11 protein-coding genes are annotated in these 17602 nt (G+C 34.1%); 1 reads left to right on the top strand and 10 read right to left on the bottom strand.

Annotation, left to right across the window (positions count from 1 at the left end):
* Positions 1–183 precede the first annotated feature (183 nt).
* Positions 184–2937, bottom strand: coding sequence for an AsmA family protein (locus tag AC1RRN_RS11225; protein ID WP_492967390.1), 2754 nt, complete (start codon positions 2935–2937; stop codon positions 184–186).
* Between the two features lie 51 nt (positions 2938–2988).
* On the bottom strand, positions 2989–3570 hold the full coding sequence (locus tag AC1RRN_RS11220; RefSeq protein WP_310293663.1) for a MiaE family protein: 582 nt from the start codon (positions 3568–3570) through the stop codon (positions 2989–2991).
* Positions 3571–3684: 114 nt separating this feature from the next.
* Between AC1RRN_RS11220 and AC1RRN_RS11215 the strand changes: the two genes are divergently transcribed.
* A complete protein-coding gene (locus AC1RRN_RS11215) occupies positions 3685–4929 on the top strand; it encodes a glycosyltransferase family 4 protein (protein WP_492967389.1) in 1245 nt (414 codons plus the stop codon).
* Here the strand turns inward: AC1RRN_RS11215 and AC1RRN_RS11210 are convergent.
* The 8 genes from AC1RRN_RS11210 to porU form a co-directional block, all read right to left on the bottom strand.
* On the bottom strand, positions 4926–5804 hold the full coding sequence (locus AC1RRN_RS11210) for a helix-turn-helix domain-containing protein (RefSeq protein ID WP_492967388.1): 879 nt from the start codon (positions 5802–5804) through the stop codon (positions 4926–4928). The genes AC1RRN_RS11215 and AC1RRN_RS11210 overlap by 4 nt on opposite strands.
* A 79-nt stretch (positions 5805–5883) precedes the next feature.
* The gene (locus AC1RRN_RS11205; RefSeq protein ID WP_492967387.1) at positions 5884–6435 is read right to left on the bottom strand and encodes a carboxymuconolactone decarboxylase family protein; all 552 of its coding nucleotides are present in this window, start codon (positions 6433–6435) and stop codon (positions 5884–5886) included.
* A 602-nt stretch (positions 6436–7037) separates the two neighbouring features.
* Positions 7038–8888, bottom strand: coding sequence for a hydrolase/aminopeptidase (locus AC1RRN_RS11200; RefSeq protein WP_492967386.1), 1851 nt, complete (start codon positions 8886–8888; stop codon positions 7038–7040).
* A gap of 91 nt (positions 8889–8979) precedes the next feature.
* Entirely contained in the window at positions 8980–10623 is a 1644-nt protein-coding gene (locus AC1RRN_RS11195) for a dihydrolipoyl dehydrogenase family protein (protein ID WP_492967385.1), read from the bottom strand.
* A 4-nt stretch (positions 10624–10627) separates the two neighbouring features.
* A complete protein-coding gene (gene pdhA / locus AC1RRN_RS11190) occupies positions 10628–11626 on the bottom strand; it encodes a pyruvate dehydrogenase (acetyl-transferring) E1 component subunit alpha (RefSeq protein WP_492967384.1) in 999 nt (332 codons plus the stop codon).
* Between the two features lie 157 nt (positions 11627–11783).
* A complete protein-coding gene (gene cdd / locus AC1RRN_RS11185; RefSeq protein ID WP_492967383.1) occupies positions 11784–12266 on the bottom strand; it encodes a cytidine deaminase in 483 nt (160 codons plus the stop codon).
* Between the two features lie 75 nt (positions 12267–12341).
* Positions 12342–13544: a type IX secretion system outer membrane channel protein PorV gene (gene porV / locus AC1RRN_RS11180; RefSeq protein ID WP_492967382.1), complete on the bottom strand. Its 1203-nt coding sequence runs from the start codon at positions 13542–13544 to the stop codon at positions 12342–12344.
* Between the two features lie 42 nt (positions 13545–13586).
* Positions 13587–17423 carry a type IX secretion system sortase PorU gene (gene porU, locus AC1RRN_RS11175; RefSeq protein WP_492967381.1) on the bottom strand — a complete coding sequence of 1279 codons (3837 nt, stop codon included), beginning with the start codon at positions 17421–17423 and terminating at the stop codon, positions 13587–13589.
* Between the last annotated feature and the right edge of the window lie 179 nt (positions 17424–17602).

The raw sequence follows: 17602 nt of genomic DNA, 5'->3' as shown, positions 1-17602 counted from the left end.
TCTATTTGAAAATCAAAGCTATAAATATAATTTACAATAAAGCAAAAAACCTGCTCATAATGAACAGGTTTCTAATATTTTAATTTGTATAATTTCTTATTTCAAAGAGTCGGACTAGTAGAGAATTGGAATTTGGACCCGAGCGAAGCGAACAGGCAAAGCAATTTAAAATAGTGAATTTTATTATTCCGTATCTTTAGTTTCTTCTAAATCCTCGCTTTTTCTTCCAACCTTAATTTTTGGAGTATCCTGAGTTCCGGTAACGGTCAACGGAATTCCGAAAATACCTAAAGGAGGAAGCCCTAAACGCATTTTTAAATTCAATTTTCCGTCTAAACTTGTTGTACCTTCAATTCTGGGTCTAAAGCCGGCAAACTTAAATTTGAAACGTTCAACCGTCATGATATTATTTTTGATTGTCGTTTTAATATCTACTTTAGAAAGATCAGGATTTTTCATGGCATCAGAGCTTGTTTCCTTACTCACAGCATTGAACATTTTTAAGCCTCTAACTTTTACGTCTTTAACAGAAAGTGTTCCGCCACCAGTTAAGGAAGGATAAACAGGTTCCATATTTCCGTTTAAACGGCCTTTTAATTGATAATCTAACGATACAATTCCTTGTGCTTTTTCGGCAGCGCTGGCCATTTTTCTAAAAACTTCAATTTCATTATAAGCTCTTTTAATATCAAAATCAGAAGCCTTAATATTATAGTCGAAATTTGCTTTTTGAGGCGTTATAGCTTGGTAATTAGCGTTCATGGTAACGTTGCAGCCAATTAAGTTAAAACCTGTGTTCTGCATGGTCAGTTTGCCTTTATTCATGCTCAGTTTTCCAGTTGCATTTAGCAGATTCAATTTATCAAAATACACTTTTTGTGCATTTGCGGATAATTGCAGGTTAAGATTTGTTGGAATGATAATAACTCCAGTTTGTTCAGCTCCTTTTTGTGGAGTCGAAGTTTCTTTTTTACTATCTGTTACTGATGTATTTGCCGTTGTGCTTGACATGAATTCATCAACATTAATATAGCGCGCAGCAACGGTAAATGAGCCTCTTAAAACGCCTGTATTTGTGGTTGCATAATTAAAAACGTTCTGTAAATAGCCATTCATTCTAAAGTCAGATTGGCCGTAAGTGGCTAAAAAGTTATTGAACGACATTTTATCCTGATTGATTTTGAAGATGCCTTCTTTAATGATGAATTTCTTCGGAAGATACTCTGATGCAATGCCAATATTTCTCAATTCAAGTGTTCCTTTATTATAAAGTTTACTATAATTTCCTTTTTCGGCATCGCTTTGTTTTCCTTTCAAAACTAAATCGGCTTTTACGAAACCATCTAAATCAAGTCCTTTTTGAGAGAAAACTTTATAGATTTTGTTCACATCCAATTCTCCTTTTGCTTTGATGTCATAAGTTAAATCATCAAAATTGCTTAAATCAGCTTCTACGAAAACGGGTTTTCCTTCAAAAGTAAATTGAGTTGGTTTTAAACTTACTTTTAAATCATCAAAAGTACCTTTGTTATTTTCAATTTTAGATTTAATGATAATATTGGTGATTGGGTTAGGATAATATTGTGTTTTAAGATAACCGTTTTCTAAATCAACAGTTCCTTTTGTAATTGGGAAAAGCTTGTTTTTTAGATCAAATTTTCCATTTGTTTTCACATCACCAATTAGATTTCCTTTTATTTCTACATTCGGAATTCCAAGTGCTTTGGTAAGTTTTTCAAGGTCAATTTTAGCTTTAAATTCGCCATTAATATCTGGAGTATTGGCACCTTTTACATAAAATTTAGATTTTAAATAATCCTTATTAATATTTAATGATAGATTTTTAGCATCAACAGTTAATAGGTCCGGATTTAAAGAAGGAACTTTAGTTTTTACGTCTAAATTTAGATTCGAAACCGGAAAAGCACTTTTATTATAATTTACAAATCCGCTGTCAATTTTAATATCTAAATTAAGATCGGGAGCGATTTTTTGCGAGGCGATATAATCTCCTTTTAAAGTAAAAAGAAGATTGGTGTTTCCTTTTATTTCGGTTTTAGAAAGCCAGGTTATATATTTTGGAGGGAAAGCTGTAAAAACATCTTTTAGATTACTGTTATCAGATTTTATAACAAAATCCATATTGTAGCCGTCTTTCAAGAAGTCAAATTTTCCTTTAAAATCAACTAATAACTGATTTATTTTAAGGTTATTCTGTTGGAAGAAAAAGGACAACGAGTTTACGTTTACTTTCGTAATCAAATCGGCATCTACTTTTTTATTCATTAAATAAGGTTCTCCTTCGTAAACAATATTTAATTTTTCAATTTTAGCAACAGAATATAAATCGAAAATGGCTTTATCTAAATTTCCTTTTCCTTTATAATTAAATCCGAAGGCATCAAAATGAACTTTAGTAGATTGATCATCATAAATAATTTTACTATTTAGAATTTCAATTTGCTCCAATTTTAAGGCTGTTTCCGTGCTGTCTTTTGGGTTTGAAGGTTTGCTGGATTTGTAGATATTATAGTTTGCTTCTCCGTTTGCATTTACTTTCACATTGATAAACGAATCAGATAAATAAATCTGGTCAATTTTTACTGTTTTGCTAAAAACCAAACTGGCAACATTTATTCCGAAAGAAACTTCTTTTGCCGTAATGAATTTCTCGTTTTTGTACGGAGCAGATCCGTTAAGATGTAGGTCGCTTAAAGTTAAAGTCAACGAAGGGAAATGATGAAAAAAGGAAACGGAAACATCAGAATAATTCAGCTCTGCACTTAGTTTTTCGTTAGCTGTTTTTTTAATCTGTTCCTTAATTGTATCCGCAAAAATTATGGGCATCAAGAAAAGTAATCCTAAAATAACGACGAAAGTTATTCCAAAATATTTAGCTATTTTAAATAAAATGGATTTCTTTTTACTTGCTGTCATGACAAATTGAGGTATTTAGATAATAAGATAAGATTCGGATAAAAAAATAATTTATCCGTGAACTGTTTCGCTTTTCCCGTAATTCGTAATAATCGATCCTTCGTACTCAATCCACTCTTTCCAGCGCTTGTCAACATCAACATTGTCGGCATATTTCCTTGCGAATCCTAAAAAAGTAGTATAATGTCCGGCTTCAGAAATCATCAAATCACGATAAAATTTGGCTAATTCTTCGTCTTTTATATTCTCAGAAAGTACTTTAAAACGCTCACAGCTTCTGGCTTCAATCATTGCCGAAAACAATAAACGATCGCAAAGTGCGTCTTTTCGGCTTCCATCTTTCTTCATGAATTTAAAAAGTTCATTTACGTAATGATCTTTTCTTTCGCGTCCTAAAGTCAGCCCTCTTTTCTTGATAAGATCATGAACCATTTGCAAATGTTCTAATTCTTCTCTCGCAATAACAAGCATTTCAGTTACTAATTCCTCTAATTCAGAGTTATAGGTAACTAAACTAATTGCATTCGAAGCTGCTTTTTGTTCACACCACGCATGATCTGTCAAAATTTCTTCAATGTTTGATTCGACTATATTTACCCAACGAGGGTCTGTAGCTAATTTTAATCCTAACATAATTTTATAGAAAAAAGTATTTTGCAAAATTAGTGTTTTTTTACCACCGAAAGTCAGTAAATATGGTGCAAATCCGCGCAAAATAGTATTATTTTGTAACTTGAAACAAATAAAATGAATCAGATAAAAAAACTTTTAATTATTGGTTTTGTATGGCCCGAACCAAATTCGTCTGCGGCTGGTGGCAGAATGATGCAATTGATTTCTATTTTCAAAGAAAATGGATTTGAAATTACATTCGCAAGTCCGGCTTTAGACAGTGATTTTATGGCTGATTTATCTGAATTTGGAATAGAAAAAAAATCAATCGAATTGAATAATTCCAGTTTTGATGATTTTGTAATTGAGCTCAATCCGGACGTTGTTTTGTTTGATCGTTTCATGATCGAAGAACAATTTGGCTGGCGTGTGGCTGAAAAATGTCCAAAAGCTATTCGATTATTAGATACCGAAGATTTGCATTGTTTGAGAATTGCCCGTCAAAAAGCATTTAAAGAAAACAGGATTTTTGAGTTGACTGATTTATTATCAGAAGAAGTTGCAAAACGCGAAATAGCCAGTATTTTAAGATGTGATTTATCTTTTATTATTTCTGAATTTGAAATGAAGGTCTTGAAAGAGGTTTTTAAAATTGATTCGGATTTACTGTATTATTTGCCATTTTTGGTTTATGAGATGTCTGATCTGGATCTGTTGAAATTACCTTTATTTGAAGAACGCAAGAATTTTGTTTTCATAGGAAATTTTCTTCATGAACCCAATTGGAATACGGTTCAGTATTTAAAAGAATCAATATGGCCTTTAATTAAAAATCAATTTCCAGAAGCCATTTTAGAAGTTTATGGTGCTTATCCTTCACAAAAAGCACTGCAATTACATCAGTCTAAAAATAGTTTTTTTATTAAGGGAAGAGCTGCCGATGCAAATGAAGTAGTAAAAAATGCCAGAGTTGTTCTCGCACCGATTCGTTTTGGAGCGGGCTTAAAAGGGAAATTGTTGGAAGCCATGCAATGCGGTACGCCAAGTATGACCACAACAATTGGTTCTGAGGCAATGTATGAGAATTTACCCTGGAATGGTTTTATTACAGATGATATTGAAACATTTGCTAAAAAAGCAGTTGAATTGTATCATGATGAAAATTTATGGAAACAATCTCAAAAAAATGGAGTTGCAATTGTCAATGAATGTTATCAGTTAAGCAAATATTCAACTGCTTTAATAACAAAAATTAATTCGCTGTTAAATGATTCTGAAAGTCATCGATTAAATAATTTTATGGGAAGCCTTTTGCAGCATCATACTTTAAAAAGCACCAAATACATGGCAAAATGGATAGAAGCGAAGAACAAAAACTAAGCTTCCATTTTTCCAAATCCTACCGTTTCTCTGTACAATTGAGGTGAAACGTCAGCATTGGTTTTAAAAAATCGGCTAAAATAATGTTCGTCGTCATAACCTAATTCATAAGCAATTTCTTTTACCGTTTTATTGGTCATGTACAATTCTCTTTTTGCCTCAATAATAATCCTTTCAGCAATAAGATCTGTCAATGTTTTGTTGAAATAATTTTTAGATATTTTAGCTAAGGCTTTTGCCGAAATATTCAGCATTTCAGCATAATTTCCGGCAGAATGCTTGGTTTTGAAATTATCTTCGATAGCATCTTTTAAATTTTGAAGTATAAAAGGTTCTTTAGCATTTGGAACCGATTTCATTTCTTCTAATTGCTGGTTTTTTAATCGGGAAGCCGTAATTAAAAAGATTTTTAAATAAGAAACCAATGATTCATATTGTGCCAAATCTGTATTTTGAATTTCAGTTTTCATTTGATCCAAAACCATTTTAAAAGTAGCAGAAGCTTCGTCTGTAATTTTGACAAATGGTGGCTGATAAACATTATTAAACAAGACGCCACTGCAGGAAACCTCTTTTTGATGCATGTGAATGCAATAAAAATCAGGATGAAAATGAATAGCAATTCCTTCAATTGGTTCGTTTACACAAAGCATAAAAGGCTGATAAGGAGAAAAGGCTAGGAGGGAATTTTCTTCAAAATGATGTTCGGCAAAATCAGCTTTTACTTTCCCTTTTCCTTTGGTGACCCAAATTAAAGAGAAAAAATTATTGCGTTGCAAATGATCAAAGTGACTATTGTCGCCAAAAGGTAACAGTTTGAAAGCCAGATTACCAGTTTGCGGATTTATTAGCGTAAAAACATTCTGATTGCTCATAATATATTAGCATATTTAAAAATATAAAGATAGTCATGAATAAATTCACAACTATCTCTATAAGCTGTTTTTTGTGTTATTATTTTTGTAATTCTAAGCTTGGAACTGCTGGAAAATCAATTTCAGTGTTGGCTGTATTGTTGAAATAGTTGGTTAAAACATTCAAAGCAACGTGAGCAACAGTTTCTGCAATTTCGGCATCTGAGATTCCTGCATTTTTCGCGGCATCTACATCTTCGTTACTTACTAATCCGTTTTTGCTTACTAATGTTTTGGCAAATTTTAAAATTGCGTCTGTTTTTGCATCTTCAGAATTTCCTGTTCTTGCGGCCTGTAAAACTTGTTCGTCAGTTTTTAATAGTTTTCCTCCAATAAAAGTATGAGCGGCAACACAGTAATCACATGAATTACTTTCTGAAACAGCCAAAGCGATTAATTCGCCTGTTCTTGAAGTTAATTTTCCATGGCTTAAAGCACCGCTTAAGTTTAAATATCCTTCTAAAACTGCTGGGGAATTTCCCATTGTTCTCATCATGTTCGGAACAACTCCTAGTTTAGCTTGTACAGCGTTGAATAAATCTTTAGTTTTTCCTGTTACTTCATCTGGGTTTAATGCTGTTAATCGTGTCATTTTATTTAATTTTTATGTTGTTATTTATTTGTTGTCTTTTGACATTACAAAGGTGCGACGATTACAGATTTTAGAACATGGAGAATTAACGCTATGTGATGGACAATTTTCCCTGACTGTTTTTTTTAGAATAAAGAATAACCTTTTATTGTGATTTTCGATTTTTTCCAGAAGCTAATCCAGCTTTCCGTTTCAAGTCCTCACTCAAATCCCTGATTTTTCTAAGCCATAAAACGAGCTTCCGTTGGTCGCTGTTTTCTGGCAAGAAAAATCAGGGATTTGAGTTCCGGGCTTTCCACTACAATCTGGGCTAGTCTAGTTTCATAAGAGTGTTTTTCGTATATTTTGTCGGGAATGACAAGGTTTAAGCGTAGAAAACTTTGTTAAAGTATCAAACTTTGACAAAGTTCACCGCAAAGCTCTTCTGCAATCTTGTCATTTCGAGGAACGAGAAATCACACTAGAAATTCCGTAAAGTATATCACCAATCTTTGTCGAGTCTCGTGTGTGATTTCTCCTTTCAGTCGAAATGACAAATATTGCGTAAAAAAATAGGTTACCCTTTTTTGGACAACCTATTCTAAAATTATATTCTAAAAAAATTATTTCAAAACACTTTCAACAGCCTGAACCGTTGTGGCATGATATCCAGATTTTGCCTTGTCAAAAATCTGTTTTGCCCAGGTTTTTCCTTCTGGAGTTTTTACCAATTCTTTATAAAGCGACATTAAAGAACCTGTTCTGCTCGTTGCAATCATAAATTGCTCAATCGCCGGATAAGCCGTTTTATATTGATGACGTATGGCTTGTATGAACCATTGACGCTTAATAACGAAGTTTCCATTTTTAGTAAAACTGAACTCGTTGTCGATTGTCGTCATTTCTTCAGCAGTAATATCAGCTGGTAAATAATCTATAAAATGCTGTTTTTCTGTAGTTGATTTTATTTTTTCACTTAATCCTTTAACACCGGTTTTTCTCCAGTTTTTCTGAATATTATCTATTGCCGTAAAATCTTCAGAAGAAACAGCAGTAATATTTGATGGAACTCCAGGTTTGTAAATCCAATCGTCTAATTTGATTTTGTCAGCCAGTGCTTTATCATCTTTAATAAGATTCTCTTTTAGATATTTTACAAAATCTTCTGTTGTAATTGATTGAAAAGCATGCGCATCAAAATAGTTTTTAATAAATGGATCGAATTTTTCACGTCCAACCGCTGCTTCGATTACTTTCAGGAAGTTATATCCTTTTACATAAGGAATTTGACTTATTCCATCATCCGGATTTCTGTTAGTTAAACTAACTTTTAATCGCGTATCCGGATTTGTTGCGCCATATTCTGCAATATTATCATCTAAATCTTTGCGAGTCAAAACGTCTTGCATTTCAGCTTCTTTTTTGCCGAAAATTTCTTCTCCAATTCGGTGTTCCACATAAGTTGTAAATCCTTCATTTAACCAAATATCATCCCAAGTTGCATTGGTAACTAAATTTCCACTCCAGCTATGACCTAATTCATGCGCCAATAAACTAGTTAAAGAACGATCACCAGCAATGACGCCCGGAGTTAAAAAAGTCAGGTTTGGATTTTCCATTCCGCCATAAGGAAAGCTCGGAGGTAAAACCAAAACGTCATAACGACCCCAACGATAAGGACCATATAGTTTTTCGGCAGCGCCAACCATTTTTCCTAATTCAGCAAATTCCCATGCTGCTTTTTTTAGCAAAGAAGGTTCTGCATAAACACCGGTTCTATTATCGATAGATTGAAATTCAATATCTCCAACCGCAATCGCCATTAAATAAGACGGAATTGCTTTGTCTTGTTTAAAAGTATAAACGCCTGTATCATTCTTTTTTTGTGGATTTACTGAAGCACTCATAACAGCCATTAAATCTTTGGGAACTGTAACTTTTGCATTATAAGTAAAACGAATTCCCGGCGAATCCTGACAAGGAATCCACGTACGTGACCAAATACTTTCTCCCTGAGAAAAAACGAATGGTTTCTTTTTATCTGCAGTCTGTTGCGGATTTAACCATTGTAATGCTACAGCATCTTTTGTGGTACTGTAATAAATATTGACTTTAGTGGTATTTGGTTCAATGGTAATATGAAGTGGTTTTCCGTGAAATTCAACGGCTGCACCCAATTCAAATTTAGTTTCCTTTTCTTCGTCCCCTAAAGTTACTTTGGTAATATTAAGTGTGTTTTCGTCGAAGATAATTTCATTTCCTTTGCTGACATTATCAATTTGCCAAGATGCTTTTCCTGAAATAGTCTGCGTATCAAAATCAACTTTAATGTCGAGATCCAAATGTTTTACAACAGCTAGTTCTGGTTTAGCGAAAGTGTGTTCGTCTTTAACAACTGCTGGTTTTTCGGTTTGATCTTTTTTCTGGCAGGCAATGGCTGACAGGAATAAGGTTACAAGGATTAGTTTTTTCATTTTATGAAGTATTGAATTTTGAGGATGAAATTAAATAAAAAATCCCGTTTTGCGTAAACAAAACGGGATTTAAATATAAAATTAACAGCGATTATGCCAACATTGTAACTGGGCTTTCGATGTATTGTTTTAATGTTTGTAGAAATTGAGCACCAGTTGCACCATCAATTGTTCTGTGGTCACAAGCTAATGATAACATCATTGTGTTTCCAACTACAATCTGACCGTTTTTAACTACTGGTTTCTCAACAATTGCACCTACAGAAAGGATAGCAGAGTTTGGTTGGTTAATAATTGAATTGAATTCAGTAATACCAAACATTCCAAGGTTAGATACTGTAAAAGTACTTCCTTCCATTTCTTGTGGTCCTAATTTTTTGTTTTTAGCTCTTCCTGCAAGATCTCTTACTGAAGCACCAATTTGAGATAAACTCATAGCATCTGTAAATTTCAATACAGGAACTACTAATCCGTCTTCAACAGCTACAGCAACTCCAATATTAACGTGGTGGTTGATGATGATAGCATCTTCTTTCCACTGAGAGTTAATTTTTGGATGTTTTTTCAAGGCTAAAGCACATGCTTTAATCACCATATCGTTGAAAGATACTTTTGTATCAGGAACAGTATTGATTGTCGCTCTTGCGCCCATAGCTTCATCCATGCTTACTTCAATCACTAAGTTGTAGTGAGGAGCTGTAAACAATGATTCAGCAAGACGTTTTGCGATAATTTTACGCATTTGAGAGTTTTTGATCTCTTCTGTGAAAACTTCTCCAGCAGGAACAAATACTTTTGGTGCAGCAGGAGCAGCAGCTTCTTGTGGTTTAGCAGCAGAAGTTGCAGCAGGCTGAGCTTGCGCAGATGGAGTAAAGTTTTCGATATCGCTTTTAACGATACGTCCGTTTTCTCCAGAACCTTTAACCTGAGTTAATTGGATTCCCTTGTCAGAAGCGATTTTCTTAGCTAATGGTGAAGCTAAAATTCTTCCTCCGTTTGAAGTCTCAGCAACAGCTTCAGCAGCTTTTTCAGCAACAGGAGCAGCTTTTTCTTCAGTTGCAGGAGCACTTGCAGTTGCAGCGCCTCCGGCAGTATAATTTTCAGCAATTCCGGAAATATCAGTTCCAGCAGGCCCGATGATAGCTAATAAGCTGTCAACAGGAGCTGTATTTCCTTCCTGAATTCCGATGTATAATAATGTTCCTTCATTGAAAGACTCAAACTCCATAGTAGCTTTGTCAGTTTCAATTTCAGCTAAAATATCGCCTTCAGCAACAGCATCACCCACTTTTTTCAACCAGGTTGCAACCGTTCCTTCTGTCATAGTATCACTCAAACGAGGCATAGTTACAACTACAACACCTTTTGGTAATGCAGCTGCAGCTTTTGCAGGAGCAGCGGTTTCGGTTTTTGCTTCAGCAGCCGGAGCAGCTTCAGCTTTTGGGGCTTCGGCAGCAGGAGCGTCACCACCAGCTAATAAAGCTGAAATGTCTTCTCCTTCGTTACCAATGATGGCTAATAATGAATCGACAGGAGCAGTTTCTCCAGCCTGAATTCCGATATGTAAAAGAGTTCCTTCGTTAAAAGATTCGAACTCCATTGTTGCTTTGTCTGTTTCAATTTCAGCAAGGATATCTCCTTCGCTAATTTTGTCGCCTACTTTTTTTAACCAAGTCGCTACCGTTCCTTCCGTCATAGTATCGCTCAAACGAGGCATTGTTACTTTAATCGCCATGATGTTATAGTTTATGAGGTGTAAATGGATAGTCTTCTTGTGCGTATACTACATCGTATAATTGTTGTAAGTCAGGATATGGAGATTCTTCAGCGAATTTCACACATTCTTCAACCAAGTCTTTAACTCTTTGGTCAATTGCTTCAATTTCTTCTTCTGTAGCATATTTTTGATCCATAATTACATCTAAAACTTGTGTAATAGGGTCAATTTTTTTGTACTCTTCAACCTCTTCTTTAGAACGGTATAATTGTGCATCAGACATAGAGTGTCCTCTGTAACGGTACGTTTTCATTTCAAGGAAAGTTGGTCCGTCTCCACGACGAGCTCTTTCAATTGCTTCAGTCATTGCTTCCGCAACTTTTACAGGATTCATTCCATCAACTGGTCCACAAGGCATTTCATATCCTAAACCAAGTTTCCAGATGTCAGTGTGATTTGCAGTTCTTTCAACAGAAGTTCCCATTGCATAACCATTGTTTTCAACGATGAATACAACTGGAAGTTTCCATAACATTGCCATATTAAAAGCTTCGTGTAATGAACCTTGTCTTGCAGCTCCGTCACCAAAATAAGTCATGGTAACTCCGCCAGTGTTGAAATATTTATCAGCAAAAGCTAAACCAGCTCCTACCGGAATTTGTCCACCTACGATACCGTGACCTCCATAAAAACGGTGTTCTTTAGAGAAAATGTGCATAGAACCTCCCATACCTTTAGAAGTTCCTGTTGCTTTTCCTAAAAGTTCAGCCATTACGTTTCTAGGGTCAACTCCCATACCAATTGGCTGTACGTGGTTTCTGTAAGCAGTAATCATTTTGTCTTTAGTCAGGTCCATAGCGTGCAAAGCACCCGCTAATACAGCTTCCTGACCATTATATAGGTGTAAAAAACCTCTAACTTTTTGTTGAATGTATAATGCTGCAAGTTTGTCTTCAAACTTTCTCCAAAGCAGCATGTCTTCGTACCACTTTAAATATACTTCTTTTGTAACTTCTTTCATCTGAATTCTTTCTTTTGCTAAAGTTGTTTGTGTTATCAATTGTTGCCTATAACGCAAAATAGTTTCCTCCCACAAATTTGCGCCCGAAAGGTCGGGATGCAAAAATAAGACATTAGATTTAAGAACTAAAATTTAAACGCTACTTTTTGGTTTTTTTTTACAAGAACTTTTTATCAAACATAAAAGGAAGTAAATTTTTTAGGGATGCCGATTTGTAAACTTCGCCTATTTCACCCATAAAATAGATTTCTATAGGGGTATCCTGTTTGATTTCATATTCTGCAATAGACTGGCGGCAAGAACCACATGGTGGAATAGGAGCTGTAGTTTTATTCGTATCTGAAGCTGCTGTAATGGCCATTTTTAAGATTTTAGCTTCCGGATAGACACTTCCTGCGTGAAAGATTGCTACTCTTTCCGCACATAATCCTGATGGATAAGCTGCGTTTTCCTGATTTGATCCTAAAACTATTTTGCCATTATCTAAAAGTAATGCAGCACCAACTTTAAACTGAGAATAAGGGGCATAGGCTTTTTTGCGAATTTCAACAGCCATATTCATTAAATCCTGAATTTCAGTTGAAAGCTCTTTTAAATTGTCATATGCTGTAAATGATGATGTAACGCTTATTTCTTTCATTATTTTTATGGGAAAAAAAATCCAAATTCCTAAAAAATAGAAATTTGGATTGTTATTGTTTTTTATTTTGTCTTTTTAATATTCGTCGTATTTGTCGCCAAAGTTAAACGTTAAAGAAAAACGAAGAGTATTTTCTAACGGATTTTTAACTTTTGAAGTTGAGAATAAATAAGAAACATCGATTTTTACGATATTATATTTGAAACCTGCACCTAGTGAAAAGAATTGTCTTGCTCCTTTTTCAGGGCTTTCGTGAAAGTAACCTGCTCTTACGGCAAATGAGTCCTGATACATATATTCTCCAGCTACACTATAGGTAATTTCTTTTAATTCTTCGCTAAAGCCACCCGGAGCATCTCCAAATGATTTAAAAATTCCTTCAACCCAGCCTATATCATTGTAGTTGTTATAATTTATAGTGTTGGCTTGTTCCTGCGAAATATCTCCCGGATCTGTAAAATCTCCATCTCCATTTGCATCTACTGGTGTTCCTGGTCCCGGAGGCGTTGGAACTAACAGCTTGGCGAATTCAATACTAACACCAACTTTATTATAATCATCTAAAATAAAATCGAAACCTCCACCTAAACGTAAATTGGCAGGTAAAAAGTTAGCACTTAAGTCATCGTTATCATAACTGATTTTTGGACCTAAATTCTGAATGTTAAAACCACCTCTCCATCTACCGTTGAAATCTGCGTATGCAATTTCTTCTGATTGATAAAATCCGGCAACATCGACAGCAAAAGATTTTGCGGCAGAAGCATCAATGTCTTCTGAAGCGATTTTTAGATTTGAACGAATATATCTTCCTGCAACTGCCATTGAAAATGTTTCGCTAAGTTTTAGAGAATAAGATCCGTCTAAAGCAAATTCATTTGGTGATACGATTCTTGCAGCTTCATTTGGGTCTCCGGTTGTTCTTAATTCAATGTCTCCAAAGCCAAAATAACGAAAACTTCCTGCAAAAGCACTTTTTTCGTTTATCTTATTATAGTAGGTTAGCTGACCAAGTGAAATATCATTGGCTAAATCTGTTAAATAAGGAGTGTAACTGATTGAGAGGCCTTGCTTGTCAACTGAAAAAGCATATTTTGCAGGATTCCATTGTTGAGAAAAAGCGTCGGCAGAAGTTGCTACACCCTGATCTGCCAAACCTGCTGCTCTCGCATCAGCGGCTACTAATAAAAATGGAACTCCGGTTGTGATAGGTCGATCTTGGGCTTTGACGTATGTAACAATTAAAAAACAAATTAATAAAAGTGATATTTTTTTCATTTAATAGGGCTAATGGTATTTATGATACAAATATATATATTATTATAATATGACAAGCTTTTCGTACTTTTCTGCTTTTTTATTTGTTAAATTAGACTTGACAGTAAGTTTGTAAATATAGACTCCCTTTCCAATTCGGTCTCCAAAATCGTCTTTTCCGTCCCAGGTTATTTCTCTTGATAAAAAACCTTCAGTAGTAATAATTTGATTTTTTGTCCAAACTACTTTTCCAGTGATGGTCATCACCTGAACCTGAACATCCAGAGGTTCGTAAGGCCTGTTATGCGAGAACCAAAACTGTGTATAGGTTGAAAATGGATTCGGGTAATTAAGAACGTGAGTTAATGTCAATGATTCATCTCCTACCACAACAAACTGTATTTCACTTGTTACCGGATTGTTATAAACATCCCACGCTGTGAAACTTATTGTATGCATACCCGCAGATAGATTTCGTAACGGAAAACGTAAATTTCCATTCGTATAATCATCTAATTTTGTTTGATAATAATCATTCAAAATGTACGGATTGCTCACATCACCATCTAAAATTGCAACAATATCATGACCAATTCCACTGGCAGTATTTATACCATTTTCATCTTCTAATAGCGCCAAAAGAAATGGGGAGCTATTTGTAATACCACCCGAAACAAAAGTTTCATCGTTCATATATAACTTAACTTTTGGACTTATATTGTCCTGAGGTGCATTTTCATTTATTCCACCTATTTTAATTACAGTGCTATAGCCGGATTGGTTTTCTAAAAGCTGATTTTTTTTCGAATAAAAGCTGATTTTTCCATAATCGACAGGAATTCTAATGTCTCTTGGAACAACAAAGCTAAATTCAAACTGACCATTGGTTACGGTTGCATTTCCTCTGAATATAGTCTCTCCAAGAGTTTTGAATGACATTGCAGGGCTATAACCATCATTATTTAATGTAGATACTGTAATTAGTTTATCAAAAATAGCAGTGGCTAATTCACCATTATAGTTACTTAATAATGTATTGTTTTCATCTGTAATTTCACCTGAAATTTTAATTTTTGAAAGCGATTTAAGATCCGGAATTGGTTGTGAAATCACAATATCATTTACTTTTGTTAGATTTATTCGTGGTTTCGGAATCGCTAACATCAAAGCGGGATCTCCTATGTAAAAAATGACATTACTGGAATAACTTGGATTTTCATTTTTTGAAACTCGGAGTGCTTCAGCAATTGTAGTGTATTGATTTGAGCCGTAAGAAAGCAGGTTTTTACTTAAATTATCATTGAAGTTTTCTGCATTAAACTGACCAATTGCTCTAATAGTAGTTAGCATGGAAATAGCGCCCCCTTTTGGATTCCAAAAAGTATATTCCCCAGCGGTTGGCCTTGTTGGGTCGTCAAATCTTGAAAATTCACATGTAATAGTGATAAATAGCGGATACTTATATTGGTTATTTAAGTTTTGGCCATCTGATTTTTCCCAAATCCTTTCGCTAGCCAAACCATCTTCACCGCCATGTCCTAAATAATTAAAAACTAAAGCACCTTTTTCAAAAGCATCAAATAAATCAGTCCTTGCCTTCGGATATCTTGATCCTCCCGCTGAAGCTTCTTGTGTGTACGAGTCTAAAATAATTTTGTCAATATTAAAAAATGGTTTTTCAGTAGCAATAATATCAGCTAAGCTATTCTGACGCGATTGTAAAGAAGCATCTGAACTCTGGTCTGAATCATCGCTGACTAAAACAAAATTATTTCTCCAGTTTCCATACGATTTTATGTCATGATATTCCAGTACTTTATTTACCATTTCTCCAGCCTGAGTATTATCTGAAACCAGCATTCTTCCTACGGCTATATCTATCCCGCCAAAAAACGAAATGATATTTCCTTCATCCGGATCCATAAGACCATAAAAATCATCAGAACCAAATGATGATTCGCCAATTGTATTACTATTTAAGGAGTGATATATAGGTACAATATTAGTGTTATTTGAAATTCTATCCTTGTAATCAAATGAAGCATCTCCAAATAGATTTACATATTTTATTCTTTTTTCCGGAGCAGATGCATTTTCGTAAATGTATTTGATGCAATTTCGAATAGCTGCAATATCCTGTTTTCCTGAAGAAAATTCCTGATAGATATTTTCTAATGCAATTACTTTTGTATTTAAATTAGAATAAGTGCGGTGAAAATTAGCCAGTTTTTCAGCTTGAGAAACTAAAGATTTTGGAGCAATAATTACATAATCGATATCCTGAAAACTATTTTGTGCATTTTTAAACAGTGTTCCTTTTAAGTTTTGATTGGTGATTTTTGATTGACTTTCTTTTAAAGGAGTGAAATAATCTACAGGATCTATAGCAATATATTTTCGTATTTCTCCTAAAGAAGCTTTAAAACTAAAAGTAGCCTGATTGGAGTTTTCTATTTTCGATACATTATATAGGTCAGTAACGTCCCAAATTTGAGAAATCCCTGCTGCGTTTCCAATAGTATAATTTACGACTCCTGCTGTAGAACCGGCTAAATTATATTGAAATTTAAACTGTTTTCCGATTCCAAGAAGTTTTCTTTTTGCAATTATATTGATATAATCCAAATATCCTTTTGATCCCGGAACACCGTTATTATTATAGGTAAGCTTTATTTTTACACTTTCAGCTCCGGTAAATGAAGTGTTTGCGGGTAGTTTTCCTGTGTAAAATTTGGTCTCTGAACTTTGTACTAATGCATTAAAATTAATAGTGCCGATATTTTGTCCGTTGGCAGCAATTGCAAATGAAGTAGGGGTGTAGGCGGCTGAAGCGCTGCTGACGTCGATTTTTAATGGAACAGAGGTTTCGAGATTTGGAAACGTGAATGTAAATTCCTGTTCCTGATTAATGTCAAATGATTCTCCAAACCATTGACGTCCCAGGTGAGCAATATTTGTCTGGTCGATTTCGTGATATTGATAGTCATCAAACGTGTTTAGCTCAAGTGTGGCATTTGCAGAAGGCTGATTCAGGTTTGAAATTCTTTTACCATCTCCAGCACTTACAGTTATATAATAATATGATTTGTTGTCAAATAAATTTATATTGGTTTGACTCTCAGTGTTCCAGTTGTCTGTTCCTTCTGCATAAAAAAGGATATAATCTTCATTGTTAAAAATACCATCCGATTCACCAATAACCTGAATAGCATTTTCTGTTAAATCATCTGGATAATAAGTGTTATTCATTAAAGGAAGCATTCTTCCTCCGTTACCATAAATTTTGATTCTTTTAGGGTCGGTTTTAGAAGGATCGAATCCCAAACTTTGCAAAAATGCTCTTGAAATTTTATAAACACCTGATTTTTCGATATAAAAACGATACCAATCTCCACTCGCTAATACTGAATTTTGAATAATATTTGATTTTTGCGTGAAAGAAGTATTGTTATTCCTGGATGTGTTATTGTTTAAATTATAAGAAAATGATCGAATTCTTTTATAACTATTTCCCTCTTTAATAATAGGTGAAAGTGAAATAAAAACTTCCTTTTTATCTCTCGAGGAGGCAATTTTTAACGTTTCATTTGGTTTTTCCGGGATGTTCGCGAGTGATAAATCACCCAAATCAGAGGTTGAGACTGACTCATAAATAATGTTGGAAATTTGAACGGAAGAACTGTTAGAATAATTAGATTGATTCAAATTAAGCAATAATGTTATACTTTTCTTTGAAATATCATACCTGAAACTGTTGCCTGAAAAGTAAGGTGTCATTATTTTAAAATCGCCAAAACTCATTTCTTTTTTCGTTTGCCAATCTATTGTAAAGTCCCCATTTATTTGAGAAAATGCCAAAATTGGGACCAGAAAAAAATATAGGATTAAGGCTTGTTTCATAAGTTGAAAAAACGAAATTATTTTTAAAATATTTTAGTAAGTAAAAATATAGTATTTCATGTTATAGTAAATAATAAAAAGTATATTTTTGCGTTCGTAACTATAGGTTATTTTCTGGTAAAAAACAGCTAAATAAAATTATTAGAACAGATGTTGCTAATTAAATGTTAATTATTATA

The organism is Flavobacterium sp. GW821-FHT11G01, assembly GCF_058808175.1.
This window is presented reverse-complemented; position numbering and strand designations above follow the sequence as displayed.